17 protein-coding genes and 1 pseudogene are annotated in these 14,814 nt (G+C 38.3%); 7 read left to right on the top strand and 11 right to left on the bottom strand.

All coding sequences use genetic code 11. The features are described from left to right. Window positions 1-5 precede the first annotated feature (5 nt). Window positions 6-428, bottom strand: a complete 423-nt coding sequence (locus ABLB98_RS06120; RefSeq protein ID WP_004662601.1) for an OsmC family protein — start codon at window positions 426-428, stop codon at window positions 6-8. A gap of 147 nt (window positions 429-575) precedes the next feature. Between ABLB98_RS06120 and crp the strand changes: the two genes are divergently transcribed. Together crp and ABLB98_RS06110 are read left to right on the top strand one after the other, a co-directional pair. Then, window positions 576-1,283, top strand: a complete 708-nt coding sequence (gene crp, locus ABLB98_RS06115; RefSeq protein ID WP_004662603.1) for a cAMP-activated global transcriptional regulator CRP — start codon at window positions 576-578, stop codon at window positions 1,281-1,283. 213 nt (window positions 1,284-1,496) lie between these two features. Next, window positions 1,497-2,273 (top strand): M48 family metallopeptidase, encoded by a 777-nt coding sequence (locus ABLB98_RS06110; RefSeq protein ID WP_348883549.1) that lies wholly within the window; start codon window positions 1,497-1,499, stop codon window positions 2,271-2,273. Window positions 2,274-2,346: 73 nt separating this feature from the next. On the opposite strand, the gene ABLB98_RS06105 is transcribed toward ABLB98_RS06110, so the two are convergent. From ABLB98_RS06105 to ABLB98_RS06095, 3 genes are read right to left on the bottom strand one after another with little or no spacing between them, the layout of a single operon-like run. Further along, complete coding sequence (locus ABLB98_RS06105) at window positions 2,347-4,074, bottom strand: biotin carboxylase N-terminal domain-containing protein (protein ID WP_348883550.1); 1,728 nt, start codon at window positions 4,072-4,074, stop codon at window positions 2,347-2,349. After that, entirely contained in the window at window positions 4,067-5,650 is a 1,584-nt protein-coding gene (locus ABLB98_RS06100) for an urea amidolyase family protein (RefSeq protein WP_348883551.1), read from the bottom strand. Before ABLB98_RS06100 ends, ABLB98_RS06105 begins: the two co-directional genes overlap by 8 nt. A gap of 32 nt (window positions 5,651-5,682) precedes the next feature. After that, window positions 5,683-6,441, bottom strand: a complete 759-nt coding sequence (locus tag ABLB98_RS06095; protein WP_348883552.1) for a 5-oxoprolinase subunit PxpA — start codon at window positions 6,439-6,441, stop codon at window positions 5,683-5,685. 74 nt (window positions 6,442-6,515) lie between these two features. On the opposite strand from ABLB98_RS06095, the pseudogene ABLB98_RS06090 reads away from it, so the two are divergent. Further along, window positions 6,516-6,755, top strand: a pseudogene (locus tag ABLB98_RS06090) (IS3 family transposase); the annotation flags it as partial. Here ABLB98_RS06090 and ABLB98_RS06085 read toward each other — a convergent pair. Beyond that, entirely contained in the window at window positions 6,717-6,848 is a 132-nt protein-coding gene (locus ABLB98_RS06085) for a hypothetical protein (protein ID WP_256415116.1), read from the bottom strand. The pseudogene ABLB98_RS06090 and the gene ABLB98_RS06085 overlap by 39 nt on opposite strands. A gap of 170 nt (window positions 6,849-7,018) precedes the next feature. After that, complete coding sequence (locus tag ABLB98_RS06080) at window positions 7,019-7,789, bottom strand: SDR family NAD(P)-dependent oxidoreductase (RefSeq protein ID WP_348883553.1); 771 nt, start codon at window positions 7,787-7,789, stop codon at window positions 7,019-7,021. Between the two features lie 92 nt (window positions 7,790-7,881). On the opposite strand from ABLB98_RS06080, the gene ABLB98_RS06075 reads away from it, so the two are divergent. Continuing rightward, window positions 7,882-8,979 carry an AraC family transcriptional regulator gene (locus ABLB98_RS06075; RefSeq protein ID WP_348883554.1) on the top strand — a complete coding sequence of 366 codons (1,098 nt, stop codon included), beginning with the start codon at window positions 7,882-7,884 and terminating at the stop codon, window positions 8,977-8,979. On the opposite strand, the gene prmC is transcribed toward ABLB98_RS06075, so the two are convergent. Together prmC and prfA are read right to left on the bottom strand one after the other, a co-directional pair. After that, window positions 8,976-9,794, bottom strand: coding sequence for a peptide chain release factor N(5)-glutamine methyltransferase (prmC, locus tag ABLB98_RS06070; RefSeq protein ID WP_348883555.1), 819 nt, complete (start codon window positions 9,792-9,794; stop codon window positions 8,976-8,978). The genes ABLB98_RS06075 and prmC overlap by 4 nt on opposite strands. Next, a complete protein-coding gene (gene prfA / locus ABLB98_RS06065) occupies window positions 9,794-10,882 on the bottom strand; it encodes a peptide chain release factor 1 (protein ID WP_348883556.1) in 1,089 nt (362 codons plus the stop codon). The genes prmC and prfA overlap by 1 nt, the downstream gene beginning before the upstream one ends. 249 nt (window positions 10,883-11,131) lie before the next feature. Between prfA and yiaA the strand changes: the two genes are divergently transcribed. The 3 genes from yiaA (at window position 11,132) to ABLB98_RS06050 (ending at window position 12,844) form a co-directional block, all read left to right on the top strand. Continuing rightward, window positions 11,132-11,599: an inner membrane protein YiaA gene (gene yiaA / locus ABLB98_RS06060; RefSeq protein WP_087547512.1), complete on the top strand. Its 468-nt coding sequence runs from the start codon at window positions 11,132-11,134 to the stop codon at window positions 11,597-11,599. 234 nt (window positions 11,600-11,833) lie between these two features. Further along, the gene (locus ABLB98_RS06055) at window positions 11,834-12,265 is read left to right on the top strand and encodes a hypothetical protein (RefSeq protein WP_005159589.1); all 432 of its coding nucleotides are present in this window, start codon (window positions 11,834-11,836) and stop codon (window positions 12,263-12,265) included. 111 nt (window positions 12,266-12,376) lie between these two features. Continuing rightward, window positions 12,377-12,844, top strand: coding sequence for a DUF4372 domain-containing protein (locus ABLB98_RS06050; protein ID WP_348883561.1), 468 nt, complete (start codon window positions 12,377-12,379; stop codon window positions 12,842-12,844). Window positions 12,845-13,221: 377 nt separating this feature from the next. Here ABLB98_RS06050 and ABLB98_RS06045 read toward each other — a convergent pair whose 3' ends face one another. The 3 genes from ABLB98_RS06045 to ABLB98_RS06035 all read right to left on the bottom strand — a co-directional run bounded on the left by ABLB98_RS06045 (window position 13,222) and on the right by ABLB98_RS06035 (window position 14,749). Further along, window positions 13,222-13,440: a cold-shock protein gene (locus ABLB98_RS06045; RefSeq protein ID WP_004661818.1), complete on the bottom strand. Its 219-nt coding sequence runs from the start codon at window positions 13,438-13,440 to the stop codon at window positions 13,222-13,224. A gap of 398 nt (window positions 13,441-13,838) precedes the next feature. Further along, window positions 13,839-14,048: a cold-shock protein gene (locus ABLB98_RS06040; protein WP_004661817.1), complete on the bottom strand. Its 210-nt coding sequence runs from the start codon at window positions 14,046-14,048 to the stop codon at window positions 13,839-13,841. Between the two features lie 491 nt (window positions 14,049-14,539). Further along, window positions 14,540-14,749, bottom strand: coding sequence for a cold-shock protein (locus tag ABLB98_RS06035; protein ID WP_004661816.1), 210 nt, complete (start codon window positions 14,747-14,749; stop codon window positions 14,540-14,542). Window positions 14,750-14,814: the final 65 nt, after the last annotated feature.

The raw sequence follows: 14,814 nt of genomic DNA, 5'->3' as shown, positions 1-14,814 counted from the left end.
AAGTCTTAATCAGCTTCTACAATTTCAAAGTCATGTGTGATTTCTACACCACCATCAGACAACATTTTGCTCGCAGAACAATATTTTTCTGCTGAAAGCTCAACTGCTTTTTCAACTTGCTTTGCTTTAACCGCTTTACCTGTTACTACGAAATGTAAGTGAATTTTTGTAAACACCGCAGGAATAGAATCAGCTCTCTCCGCTTTTAACTGGCATACAACATCGGTCACATCTTGGCGTGATTTCTTTAAAATAGTCACAATATCAAACGAAGCACACCCACCAAGTCCCATTAAAATCAACTCCATAGGACGTGGTCCACGGTTTTCACCACCATACTCAGCAGAACCATCCATCACTACACTGTGACCACTTTCTGATTTCGCTTCAAAAGCAACATTCTCTAACCAATGTACACTTGTTTGCATTGCAACTACCCGAAAAACGTTATAAATTTACTTCAGTTCTTGTACACTAACATAAAATGAGTTGATAAGGAATTTCATCTCTTCTGTGTAGAAAAGGCTCCATGGGGCCTGTGCGATCGGTTTTATCCAAATTCGGAAATTTTAAGCATGACTTCAAATTTTTCACATCTTAGCACTGATGCTTTGTCTCCAGGTCAATTACCTGAGTCAGTTAAAGCATTGCTAAAACGTGCTCATATTAATAGATACCCTAAACGCACCACGATTGTTGACGCTGGAACGGAATCAAAATCACTGTATTTAATATTAAAAGGTTCAGTGTCAATCATATTACGTGAAGATGATGAGCGTGAAATTGTTGTTGCATATCTCAATCCAGGTGATTTCTTTGGTGAAATGGGGCTGTTTGAAAATAACCCTCAACGTACCGCAGAAGTACGTACTCGAGATGTTTGCGAAATTGCAGAAATCTCATATGAAAATTTCCACGAACTCAGCAAGCAATACCCTGACCTGAGCTATGCTGTATTTGCTCAGCTTGTTCGCCGTCTGAAGAATACAACGCGTAAAGTCACTGACTTAGCATTTATCGATGTATCTGGTCGTATTGCGCGTTGTTTAATTGACTTATCTGCGCAGCCTGAGGCAATGATTCTACCGAATGGTCGTCAGATTCGTATTACACGTCAAGAAATTGGTCGTATTGTGGGGTGTTCACGTGAAATGGTTGGTCGTGTTTTAAAAACACTTGAAGATCAAGGCATGATTCAAACTGATGGTAAAGCAATTTTAATTTTTGATACTTCTTTAGATGATAACGCATTTTCTGAAGATGAATTTGATGATGAGGATTAATCCCCTCTAGCTTTAAGCTAATTTCAAAGCCAGTGCAAACCACTGGCTTTAATTTTATTCAGATGAAGCTAAGATATTTAGCTTTTCATCAATTCTGCTTACATAATTACTATGATTATAGAGATAATCAGAATATAAAGCCTTGCAAACTTTTTTTATAATTCTTGTTAATCATGGGTATATTTATAAGATACTGATTTGGAGCAAATAAGTATGAAAAAATTGGCTTTAAGCCTTTGTGCAATGACTGTAATAACGATTTCAGGTTGTGCATCATTTGCAGATATGGCAGGTGCTGACAGTGCCACATTAAATGCTCAGTCGGCTCAAAGCTTTGCAAAGATGACACAGGAAGCTCGTGCCAAGAATCAATTGGATATGAGCTCAAATACTTATCAACGTATTAATTCAGTATTTTTGCGCTTAAAACCGTATGCTGACCAAATGAACCAAACAGGTCAGCGTTTTGATTGGCAGTTAGCAGTACTAAAATCAGATACTGTAAATGCCTATGTTGCGCCAGGTGGGAAGGTCGTTTTCTATACGGGTATTGTGAACAAGCTGAATTTGACCAATGATGAAATCGCAGCAATTATGGGACACGAAATGACCCATGCCTTAGAAGAACATGCCAAAAGTAAAATTGGTGCGCAAGCACTTACAAACTTAGCGATTGGGATTGGCACGACTTATGCAGGTGTGAATATTGGTGAAGCAGGTAATGCGGCAATTGCTTTAGGTAGTCAAATTGGTATTGGTTTACCCTATTCTCGTAATTTAGAAAGTCGCGCTGATTTTGGTGGATTAATGCTGATGGCAAAAGCAGGATATAATCCAAATGCAGCAATTAGTCTTTGGGAAAAAATGGATCGTCTAGATGGTGCTGGTGGTGCATCATTCTTATCAACTCACCCATCAAATAGTCAACGTATTGGTGATATGCGTAAAAATTTACCTGCTGCTCTGGCAGTTTATAATAAACGTCGTTAATTTAGCCAAAGCCATTAGATCTCATTTTAGAGATTTAATGGCTTATCCTTTAGCTGTCTTATATACAAAAACTCTAATTTATCTCAGCAATTTTTGAATCCGTTTCAACAGTCTGATTAATCTCTATCAGCTTTTGAATTTTCCCCGTTTGTGGAGCAATCACAGGGACCTCCATTTTCATTGCTTCCATAATTGCAATTGTCTCACCTTGGTTTACATGATCATTTTCTTGAACTTTCCACACGGTGATTACACCACTCATCGGTGCTAAGACACTATTACTACTTGGGTTCTGATCAGAATCATTTGGTTTCTGATTGGGTGGGGGTGTCCCGACTAAACTAAAAAATCCATTTGGTAAGCCAATCTGATGCAACTTTCCATCTATTTCAATTGGATAACGTTGTAATTCAACTTGATTGCTCAGTTTACTACGTGAATAGTGAGGATAATCATGGCGACTATCTTGTTCAATCCAACGTGTATGTACTTTAAATTCATCAATAAAGTCAGCATCTGACAGGATTGCACGATGGAATGGTAATACTGAAGCAATGCCCTCTATTTCAAAATGGGCAAGCGCTCTTTTGGCCCGTTGAATTGCAATCTCGCGGGTTGCACCAGTCACAATTAATTTCGCAATTAAAGAATCAAAATGACTTGAAACAACACTTCCAGTCATCACCCCCGTATCAAGACGAATACCAATTCCTGATGGTGGGTGAAAACGAGTAAGCTGTCCAAATGCTGGGATAAAACCACGTGCTGGATCTTCCGCATTAATTCGGAATTCAATTGCATGTCCTATTGGTTTTGGCATTTCTTGAATCGAAAGTGGTTGACCTAAAGCAATTCGAATCTGTTCGACAACTAAGTCTAGGCCCGTAGTTTGCTCAGTAACTGTGTGCTCAACTTGTAGACGTGTATTAACCTCTAAGAACGAAAGTTGACCATTTTGACTAAGTAAATACTCGACGGTACCTGCCCCGACGTAATCTGCAGCGCGGCAAATTGCAATAGCAGATTGCACTAACTGAGCTTCAATATGCTCATTAATAAATGGTGCAGGTGCTTCCTCGACTAGCTTTTGATTACGGCGTTGTAAAGAACAATCTCTCGTTCCTACAACGACAATATGTCCCTGTTGATCAGCAATAATTTGTGCTTCCAAATGCCGAGGCTTATTTAAATATTGTTCAACAAAACATTCTCCTCGACCAAAAGCAGCGAATGCTTCTCGCACAGCCGATTCATATAAATCGGCAACTTCATTCAATTGCCAAGCAACTTTTAAACCACGTCCACCACCACCATATGCAGCTTTTATCGCAATCGGCAGACCATACTGTTTCGCAAAATATACCGCTTCTTGAGCTGATTGAAGTGGTTGTTCAGTACCATGAACCAAAGGTGCATTTACCGACTGTGCAATTTTACGCGCTTGTATTTTGTCACCAAGTTTATGGATAGTTTCAGGAGATGGCCCAATCCAAATCAGCCCCGCATCCATCACAGCTTGGGCAAATTCGGCACGTTCTGATAAAAAACCATAACCAGAATGAATCATGGTCACTTGGGCTTTATACGCAATATCAATAATTTTATTGATATCTAAGTAAGTGTGCTGTGCTGTTTGTCCTGATAATGCCCAAGCTTCATCTGCAAGTTGAACATGCAAACTGGCAATATCATCATCTGCATAAATCGCCACTGATGTAATATCCATATCTTTACATGCGTGAATAATGCGTACAGCAATTTCTCCACGATTCGCAATCAACAGCTTATGTTTTTTATGCATCTTTTTTGACATCCATGAAATCATAAATTTTACGAAATTGAATATGGCAACCAGCTGGAATCTGTGCAATTAAGTCCAAATGATAGGATGCGACCGCCGCAATCACAGGATAACCCCCTGTAATAGGATGATCATTCATAAATAATACAGGCTGACCATTTGGAGGAATTTGCAAAGCACCTGTACAACAACCTTCGCTCGGTAATTCTTGCTCGAATTGTCGCATTAAAGGCTGATCACCCACTAATCTCAATCCAATTCGATTACTCTCTGTGCTCACTAACCAAGTTTGTTTAAACAATAAATCAAGGCTTTCTTCGGCAAACCAATCTGTACGCGGCCCTAACACGAGATCTATTTCAATAATCTCATCTCGTTTAGGTAATTTAATCGGTATTTCATTTAAGCTGACAGGCTGCGTTATTAATTGGGCAAAATGAATCTCATCACCCACTTGAATTGGTTTTGTACCCAATTCAGCCAAAGAGTCATAACTGGCACTTTCGAGTACTTGCTCAACAGCGATACCGCCACGTAGCGCAATATAATTACGAATCCCTGCATTCGGTGCTGAAATATAAATTTCATCACCATAATCTAAAGCAATCGGCTGATACAAAGCCACTTTAACTTTATCCGCGCCAATATAAGTAATCCAGACTTCCGTTTCCGCACCTGTCACAGCAATAACTGTTGCTTCTAAAACCTGTAATCGCAATCCACCATTTAAAACTTCCATGACGGCTGCATTCTGTGGATTGCCAACAATTAAGTTTGCCTGACGAAATGCCTTTTGATCCATAGCACCTGCCCGCCCCACGCCTAGCTCAGCTAAATTTTTACGTCCTTCATCTTGGATCAATACTTGTAAGCCAACATTTTTAACGCGTAACACGGCAGGTTTTTTAATCGATTTTCTTTGAGAAAATCTCTGAGCAGGCACACAAATTTGGGTTGGATTATGACTATCATCCTTGAAGATGACATGATCACTCGGCAGTAATAGAGCAGGCTGTTGTCGATGAATATCCCACAATCTCTCATCAGTCTGTCCAATCAACTGCCAACCACCCGGACTATCTTGAGGATAAATACCACTATATTCGCCTGCTAAACCTACTGCCCCTGCACTAACTTTTTTACGTGGTGATGCTAAGCGTGGAATACTCCTAAATACTTGCTCAGGATTGGTTAGATAAGCAAAGCCGGGAGCAAAGCCAATAAATGCAACTTGCCAATAAGAGTTGGTATGTTTCTGAATGACTTGTTCAGTACTCATTCCTAAATATTCAGCAACATTATTTAAATCAATACCGTTATAGCCCACACCGATAACGATTTCCTTCCCTTGACGCAAAGTATCCTGACTGATTTTTTGGCTTGAAATCCATCGAATCAGTGTATGCATCTCGACCAAAAACGGGTCAAAATAGACCAGTATGCTACGTGCCGCAGGAATAAGTTCTTTTATATGAGGATGCTGTGCTTGTTTTAAGCAGTAATGAACCGCCATTGTTTCTTCTAAACTTTCAAGCTCAATCAAAAAACAATCCAAATTAACGGATAGAAATCGCATAAAACAGCTCTTTTAAAATGTTTAAAACTCATTCAAAGACTAAAAGCACGAACTTCAATTTGATTTTCTAACAATACTTGGCGAATCTTTTCTGCCATTTGTACCGCCCCAAAGGTATCACCATGCAAACAAATGGTATCTGCCTGAATTGTAGTGAAATCCCCTTCAATCGACTCAATACCTCCGTTCTGAATCATGCTCAGTACACGTTGAGCTGCGACTTCTGCATCATGTAAAACAGCACCTTCTAAACGGCGTGAAACTAGTTCACCATTACGATGATAAGCACGATCAGCAAACGCTTCAGAAATAACGCCAACTCCCTGCTTACGAGCAAAATTAATTAAAGGCGAACCCGCCAATGCAACTAACACTAATTTTTTATCTGAATGCTGTATTGCATCAATCACTGCTTGAGCTTGAGTTAAATTGGTGGCAATAGTGTTATATAAAGCACCATGTGGTTTGACGTAAGTCACTTTTGTTCCAGCGACTTGAGCCAACCCTTGCAGCGCTGAGATTTGATAAAGTACGTCTGCGTATAATTCATCATAAGATACATCCATATTACGGCGACCAAAACCAACCCGATCTGGATACGAAACATGCGCTCCCACACTAACATTTTGAGCAGCCGCTTGTTTTAAGGTATTTAACATATTGACAGGATCGCCTGCATGAAAACCGCATGCAATATTAGCGCTACTCACAATCGCAAGAATCTGCTCATCATTTCCCATTTTCCAAGCACCATAGCTTTCGCCTAAGTCGCTGTTTAAATCAATATGCATATATAAACCTAATGCTGATTTTATGATCCGATAATTGTGTAATATATTCGAAGTGATTACAAAATCACATATTTTATCGACTTTAACAGCTTATAGCTGTGACTAAGGTTATGGTTTCTTGTGCCTGTAAATGTCTAAGTGTTAGCACTTCGGGATACTATGCTTGGCGAAAGCGACAGATGTATGTTCATCAGAAATATACTGATTTAAAAGCTATTTATTGGCAGCACCATGCTCGCTTAGGGGCACCTTCATTGACGCATGACATGCATGATTTAAGTTACTGCATAAGTGAACGTACAGTTGGAAGAATGAGGATTTGAGTTGCCGCCTGTTGGATTCATATTTCCAACACAACCATTTAAAAACAAGCTAGATGCAGAACAGATCAAAATTGGATATTTCATCTATACACCCCCTATTGAGTGAATGAATGATTTGCAAAATTGTACAAAAACCAGCAGAAATGACTAAAACTCAAAGCTAGTTTATGAATAAACCATATCAAAACAAAAACAGTTGTAAATTTTCATTCACAACTGTTTTATACATAAATCTATAAATGGTTTAAATAAATTTATTTCGCAGCCATACGAATACCGCCATCTAAGCGGATCACTTCACCATTTAAATATGAATTTTCAGCAATATGTGCAACCAAACGACCAAACTCTTCAGGACGTCCCAAACGTGATGGATAAGGCACCATTTGCCCTAAGGCATCTTGTACATTTTGCGGTAAGCCTTTCAGCATTGGAGTTTCCATAATCCCTGGTGCAATGGTTAAAACACGAATTTGATGACGTGCTAACTCGCGCGCAATCGGAAGCGTCATCGCAACTACAGCACCTTTTGATGCAGAATAAGCCGCTTGTCCAATTTGCCCATCAAAAGCAGCAACTGAAGCTGTATTTACAATCACCCCACGATCTTCATCGCCTTCAGCAACAATATTTTTACTCATTGCATCTGCTGCGAAACGCAACATGTTAAATGTACCCGTCACGTTGATATGTAAGGTTTTTGAGAACATAGCTAAATCATGTACAGATTCTTTGCCCACAACTTTTGCTGAGGGTCCAATCCCTGCACAGTTGACTAGTCCATATACCGCACCATGTTTTGCAACAACATCTTTAAAGAGTTGCTCTGCAGCTTGTTCATCAGTTACATCTAATTTTACAAATTCAGCTTGTGCACCTAATACCTGTGCCTGTTGTTCACCCGCTTCAGTGTTCATATCGACTAAGGTAACCGTCGCACCTTGTTTAACGAGAACCTCTGCTGTTGCAGCCCCTAAACCAGAACCACCACCAGTAATAACAAAATGTTTTCCTTGAATTTTCATCTAAATTTCCTCGTAAATTAAAGATATAAATTTTTATAAGCGAGAGTAAAGCCAAGTTTTTTCCGATACAATTCCTAAAAGTAGCAAAAGTGATGCGACTTTTGAGCATTCAACCTATTTACTCTTCTATATTTCATTTTTATATGAACAAAAGCACCGATGTCGATCTTAATTCTGCTAAGGATACAATTTCAATTGCTTTAATTCGTGAAGCATTGAGTGTTGCAGCAAGTCGAGGTTTAGATATTCTCCATATCGCTAATCAAGCAGGCGTTTCAGTCGAACTGCTCAGTTCAACCAAAGCCCGTGTTCCAGTGATGCAATGTGCACGATTGTGGATTGAGCTAGCAGAACATATGAATGATGAGTTTCTAGGAATGGATCGCCATCCAATGCGTCGAGGAAGCTATAGCTTATTGGCAAAGTTGGCATTCAGTGCAGAAACATTAGAACAAGCTATTCAAGAAATCTTAAAGTTTCTGAGTTTAGTGTTGGATGACATTCAAGGTGAGTTGATTCAACAAGGTGCAAAAGCATACTTAATTTTGCATGACCGTGAACATCCTAAACGAATGTTTACTTATTCGACCTATTTGATGTTAGTCCATAGTTTAATGTGTTGGCTAAGTGACCAGCGCATCCCTTTTCAGAAAATGACCTTTAAATGTCATCAACCTGTCGAAATACAGGATTATCGTGTTCGTTTTTGCGAAGATATTCAATTTAATGCTGATCAAAATCGAATTGAGTTTGATGCAAATTACCTCAAACACAAAATCAAAAAAGATAAACAGGCTTTAAATGACTTTCTCAGACAAACGCCTTACAACCTAATTGTTCGCTTTAAAAATGAAAACTCTTTAAGCTTGCAAATACGTCGTCAACTGCTTTTACAACCACCCTCAGAGTGGGATGAACTCAAAGAAATTGCCCAACAACTGAATATGTCAACGGCAACCATTCAACGCCGTTTAAAACAAGAAGGTGTCAGTTATCAGCAGCTAAAAAATGATATTCGCTGCGATATTGCAATTGAACGGCTCAGTAAAAGCAATGATTCAATTCAGAACATCAGTGATGATTTGCATTTCCATGATCCAAGTGCATTTCATCGCGCTTTTAAAAAATGGACAGGCGTTAGTCCCGGTGCTTATCGTGCGAAAACACTATTTAGTAAAATAGAAGCTTAAATAGTTTTTTGTCCTAGACTGACACGGTCATTGCCACCATAATCCTTGATAGTCTGAATCTGCTTAAAACCTTGTTGTTCAAACATATTTCGCACTGCTTGCCCTTGATCATAACCATGTTCAAGCACAATCCAACCATTGGGTTTAAGCCAATCTTTGCCTTGGGTAATAATTGTTTCAATATCTGCGATACCCTGCTTATCAGCAATCAAAGCACGCTCAGGTTCAGACTTGAGCTTTTGCATATGTACATCTTCAGGATCAATATACGGCGGATTGGAGACAATCAAATCAAACTGTTGCTGCTCTAAAGCCTCGAACCAAGCCCCACAAGCGAACTTCACTTGCATCAGCCCGTGTCGAACTGCATTGTCCTGCGCCACGTCTAAAGTTGGTGCGTATATATCAGTTGCAGTGACTTGCCATTGCGGACGCTCACTTGCGAGCGCCAAAGCAATTGCGCCTGTTCCTGTGCCTAGGTCAACAATATTCGCGTGTTGATCGAGTGGCAGTTTGAGCACCGTTTCAACCAAAATTTCAGTATCTGGGCGTGGCACTAGAGTGTCATGGGTGACTTTTAAATCCAACGTCCAAAAAGGTTGTGAACCTGTGACATAAGCCAAAGGCTCACCCTGTTCGATACGCGCAAGCCCTTCTAAAAAAGCCTGTTCCTGTATTTCAGTCAACTCTTGCTCAAGTCTTAATTTGAGTTCTAAAGCATTGATACCTAGTAGGTGTTCAAGTAGCCATGCCGCCTCTTGACGTTCATAGCTATCAATTTCACCTTTGATTTCTAAGGCTTGAGCAATATTCATTAGCCGCCATTTTCCTGTGCAAGCATCGCCAACTGATCCGCCTGATATTCACGATGTAAGCTATCCAGCAATTCCGTTAAATCACCTTCCATAATTGCATCTAACTTATATAAAGTCAGGTTAATACGGTGATCAGTCATACGACCTTGAGGGTAGTTATAGGTACGAATACGTTCAGAACGATCACCTGAACCGACGAGGTCACGGCGCATTTCTGAAGTTGCTGCATCAGCGGCTGCACGTTTAGCATTTTCTAAACGTGAGACTAACAATGCCATCGCTTTGGCTTTATTCTTATGTTGCGAACGCTCTTCCTGACATTCCACTACCACACCCGATGGAATATGGGTAATACGCACCGCAGAATCGGTTTTGTTAATATGCTGACCACCTGCACCTGATGCACGATAGGTATCAATGCGCAGATCGGCGGGATTGATTTCAACTGTGGTATCTACATCCACTTCTGGCAGAATCGCAACAGTACACGCTGAAGTGTGTACACGACCTTGAGATTCAGTCGCAGGTACACGTTGAACACGGTGTGCACCACTCTCAAATTTCAAACGACCATAGACGCCTTCGCCATCAATACGGCAAATGATTTCTTTATAACCGCCATGCTCACCTTCATTTTCAGAAAGTACTTCAATACGCCAACTTTGTGTTTCAGCATATTTGCTATACATACGGAATAAATCACCCGAGAAGATCGCAGCTTCATCACCACCTGTACCCGCACGCACCTCAAGATAGGCTGCATTGGCATCATTTGGATCTTTCGGAATCATTAGAACATTTAATTGTTCTTCGAGATTAACGAGAATCGCTTTATTTTCTTTAATTTCTTCTTCAGCCATATCTTTGAAATCGGGATCTGATTTCATTATTTCAGCCGTTTCAATATCTTCTTCAGCTTGACGATATTTGCTCCAAACCTCAGTGATTTCTGTTAAATCATTATGTTCGCGAGACAATTTACGAAAACGTTTATTGTCCGAAATTACTTCTACATCAGCGAGCAATGCAGTCAGCTCTTCGTGACGATCACAAAGTTGATCTAGTCTTAAACGGAGTGATGCTTTCATGGGCGGAATATCTCAAAACTAAAGACTCAGTGCCGATCAAAATAATGAAGCACGAGCAAAATCAAAAAATTGCGCATAGTTTACAGATTCTAAGGCTTAAAAGACATAGAGAAACTAGGTAACTTACCAATCCCCTATTATTTCATCACAAATTCTGCGTTTTTTTAGTATGTATAGGTTGTTCTCTTACCTGAGCTTCGATATAAATAATCAAAGATAAATTAGAATGATAAAACAATAGGATAAACCATGAGTAATTTAATAAACCGCCCTACACTCGCCTTCACAGCCGCAAGCTGGCTTGCGGTTCTTATTGGTGTTGTTGGTTTTATGATTGGATTGTGGAATGCAGAAATGCCTCTGCATGAAAAAGGCTATTATTTGATCATTCTATTATATGGACTGTTCTCCACGATCTCACTACAAAAAACATTACGGGATCAATTAGAAGAAATACCTGTGACTATGATTTATGTTGCACTTTGTTGGGCATCAGTTGGTATTTGCATTGGATTATTACTATTTAGTTTAACTAACGCTACGCTCACTTTAAGTGAAAAAGGGTACTACATTATGTCTTTCTTACTCAGTTTGTTTGGCGTCACAGCGACCCAAAAGAACATTCGTGATCTAGATCATTTACGTCATCAACAAGAAATAAATTCTCATCAACCCAAATTAGAAGAAGAGTCGAGTAAGAAAGTTCCATTAGATTAATTACAATCTATTAAAGAGTGCTTGTCGTTCAAGCCTCTTTTTGTGAATTAAATCAGTATTTGATTGATTACAAATATTTATTTCACGTTATTCAGGATTGTTATTAACAAAACACTACATTCTCCTTACTAAGTAGTAATAATTTCTGTCGGTATCTCCATATTTTCTTTCTCAAACTTTGTTACATTTGCAGTCATTAAAAAGATGTCCCATTACTGGGAACATGGAGTCAAAATGAAAGCGAATATTTTGTTATTGAGCGCAATTTTAGCAAGCTCAACTCTAGCAACCAGCGTGTATGCTGATAATGCCACACGTGTTGCAGCAACTTCTGCTTTAGGTAGTGTTGTTGGTACAGCAATTGGTAAAGAAATTGGTGGTAATAATGGTGCGATGATTGGCTCTGCTGTCGGTGGTGCTGGCGGTGCGGCGGCTGCAAGTAGCAAACGTACTCGTACTGAAGCTGCGATTGGCGGTGGTCTAGGTGGTGTTGGTGGCTACACTGTAGGTAAAAATGTAGGTGGAACCACAGGTGGATATATCGGAGCGGCAGCTGGTGCAGCGGGCGGTGCAGCATTAGGTCGTCAAGTTGGTCAAGATCGTGATTATGACAATCGCCAAGATAACAAACGTCATTGGAAAAAGAAAAAACATCGTCATCATTAATCATTCTAAAAAGCACCTTAGGCACTGCTGTCCCATAGTTAGACTTAAATAAAAAAACCTGAGTCCAAAGTAGTTAAAATATAAGTGCGAACAAACACTTCAACTACAAGGATTCAGGTTTTTTCACATCAGAATACGGTATTTCATCAATTACTCAAGCCCATTTTGAGACAAGATTTTGAACGTCTTGCAAAACAATACCATCAAGGACAAAAATTAAGATCAGCAACACGATGGGATCAATTTATTGCAATATTAATGTCCCAACTATCATGCCGTCAAAGCTTGAGGGATATTGAATCTAATCTCGAATCACAACAGGAAAAGCTTTATCACCTTAAATTGAAATCGTTTCTAGGCCGTAGCCGCAATGCGATACAAACACAAATATGGATTGCACTAATCGCGTATTTACTGGTGAGTTTTGCGAAACATATGGCACAAGAACGATGGAGTATTCAAAGATTATTAAGAATTATTCATGTGAATTTATTTGAAAGGAAACCATTGAAGGCTTTGTTTTTACCTGACAAAAAATGGAATAAACAAGAAGAACCTCAGTTGAGGTTCTTCTTGTGATATTTGTGAGACAGCAGTGCCCTAAGGTGCTTTTTTCACTAGAAGCTCGTTGCGATCAAAACTAGGAAACTAAACAACAACGTACCTATAGATCGTTTACAATGTACATGAACTTCTTGCTCAAGCCCTTGAGTCAATTGCTCTAAGTTTTCCATAACTTTGCGCTCATTTAATGTACGGCAATTGTTAATTTGCCTAAATAATCCACCAGTTAAAATTAGCAAAAAGTCTAATAATCTGCTAGAGCAATTTTTTAACCAATAGGTTAAATTGTGACAAAAATAAGTACATTACAAGAAATAATGATGATTAAAATTTATAGATACTATCCGAAAATTAAAAAAGCTCACTATTGTGAGCTTTTTTAATTTAGATGTTTAGTTTTGAGCAATTACTGTAATACCAGTTGCTTGAGGTCCTTTTTTACCATCAGCAATAGTGAATGAAACACGTTGTCCTTCATGTAAAACCTTAAAACCGTTACTTTGGATTTCACTAAAATGAGCAAATACATCTTGCCCAGAATCCGCATGAATAAAGCCAAAACCTTTAGTTTCATTGAACCATTTAACTGTACCAGTCACAGTGTTAGACATATACTTAACCTATTAGAAATATTTGGAATGCTTAGCAGCAAGTAACTTGGAATCATAAACTCTGAGATTAAATCTGATAACACGAAAGGTTTATCTAAACTACGAGATGAAAGATTTTCTGAATCAACAGTGTTATTCTTCTAGTTATTATTTAATATACACCACTTTACTTTTTCGACACAAACATTATCTAACTGTAGATGAAAAATTGGGGGCGAATAGTTGTATTACTAAAAAACCCTATTAAAAAACAATCGCTTTTAGCATTTCAAAAAATTGTAAAATTTCATTTATCTCAATCAAATAATTATATTTAAAAATTATTTTGATGCTTTTCTCGCACATAAAAAACATCAAAAAAGCCCACATATGTGAGCTTTTTTTTACTGGTCTAAAAATTAGATAACAGTGATGAGCGTTGCTTGTGGTCCTTTCTTACCTTGACCAAGTACGAAAGAAACGCGTTGGCCTTCTTGTAATACTTTAAAACCTTTGCTTTGGATTTCGCTGAAGTGAGCAAAAACATCTTGACCAGAATCAGCTTGAATGAAACCAAAACCTTTAGTTTCGTTAAACCACTTAACAGTACCAGTAACTGTATCAGACATACTTTTAAACCTTTTAAAATTTGTTCATTTATAAATTAAATCAAAATTTTCATTCTGATTTAACTTAATCTATCTTTATTTGAAAGATACTGCAAGCATAGCAAATTTTAAGTCATACGAGATAGTGCATCTATGAAAGTATTGAAAGTTTTATCTCTTGAATGAAAGAGGTTGAGCTTTAATAAACCAAATCATGTAAAAATAACATTCTTTGCTAAATCAAAAAATTAGCTTTGATAGTGTAGTTACACAACTTATAAAACTTAAGATTTACTGACAAGAGATCATAAAAAATATTTTATCTTTCCCCATTTAAGATTTTCTTATATACAAACTTACTGATTACTTTCTTATACAAAACTCGTCTTTTAGGCAGAAGATCAACCTCTATAAAGCTTAGAATTTCATGCAAAGCACAACTAGAAATCAAAAGATAGTTTTTAGATATAAAAAAAGCCCACATAAAGTGAGCTTTTTTTCAAGCAATCTTATTAGATAACTTTAATTGTAGTTGCTTGTGGTCCTTTTTTACCTTGACCAAGTACAAACGAAACGCGTTGGCCTTCGTTTAATACTTTGAAACCATTGCTTTGGATTTCACTGAAGTGAGCAAAAACATCTTGGCCAGAATCAGCTTGAATGAAACCAAAACCTTTAGTTTCGTTAAACCACTTAACAGTACCAGTAACTGTATCAGACATACTTTTAAACCTTTAAACTTTGTTCATTTATGAATTAAATCAAATTATGAATATTGATTTAACCC

The sequence above is a fragment of the Acinetobacter yuyunsongii genome (assembly GCF_041021915.1).
Lineage (GTDB): Bacteria > Pseudomonadota > Gammaproteobacteria > Pseudomonadales > Moraxellaceae > Acinetobacter.
This window is presented reverse-complemented; position numbering and strand designations above follow the sequence as displayed.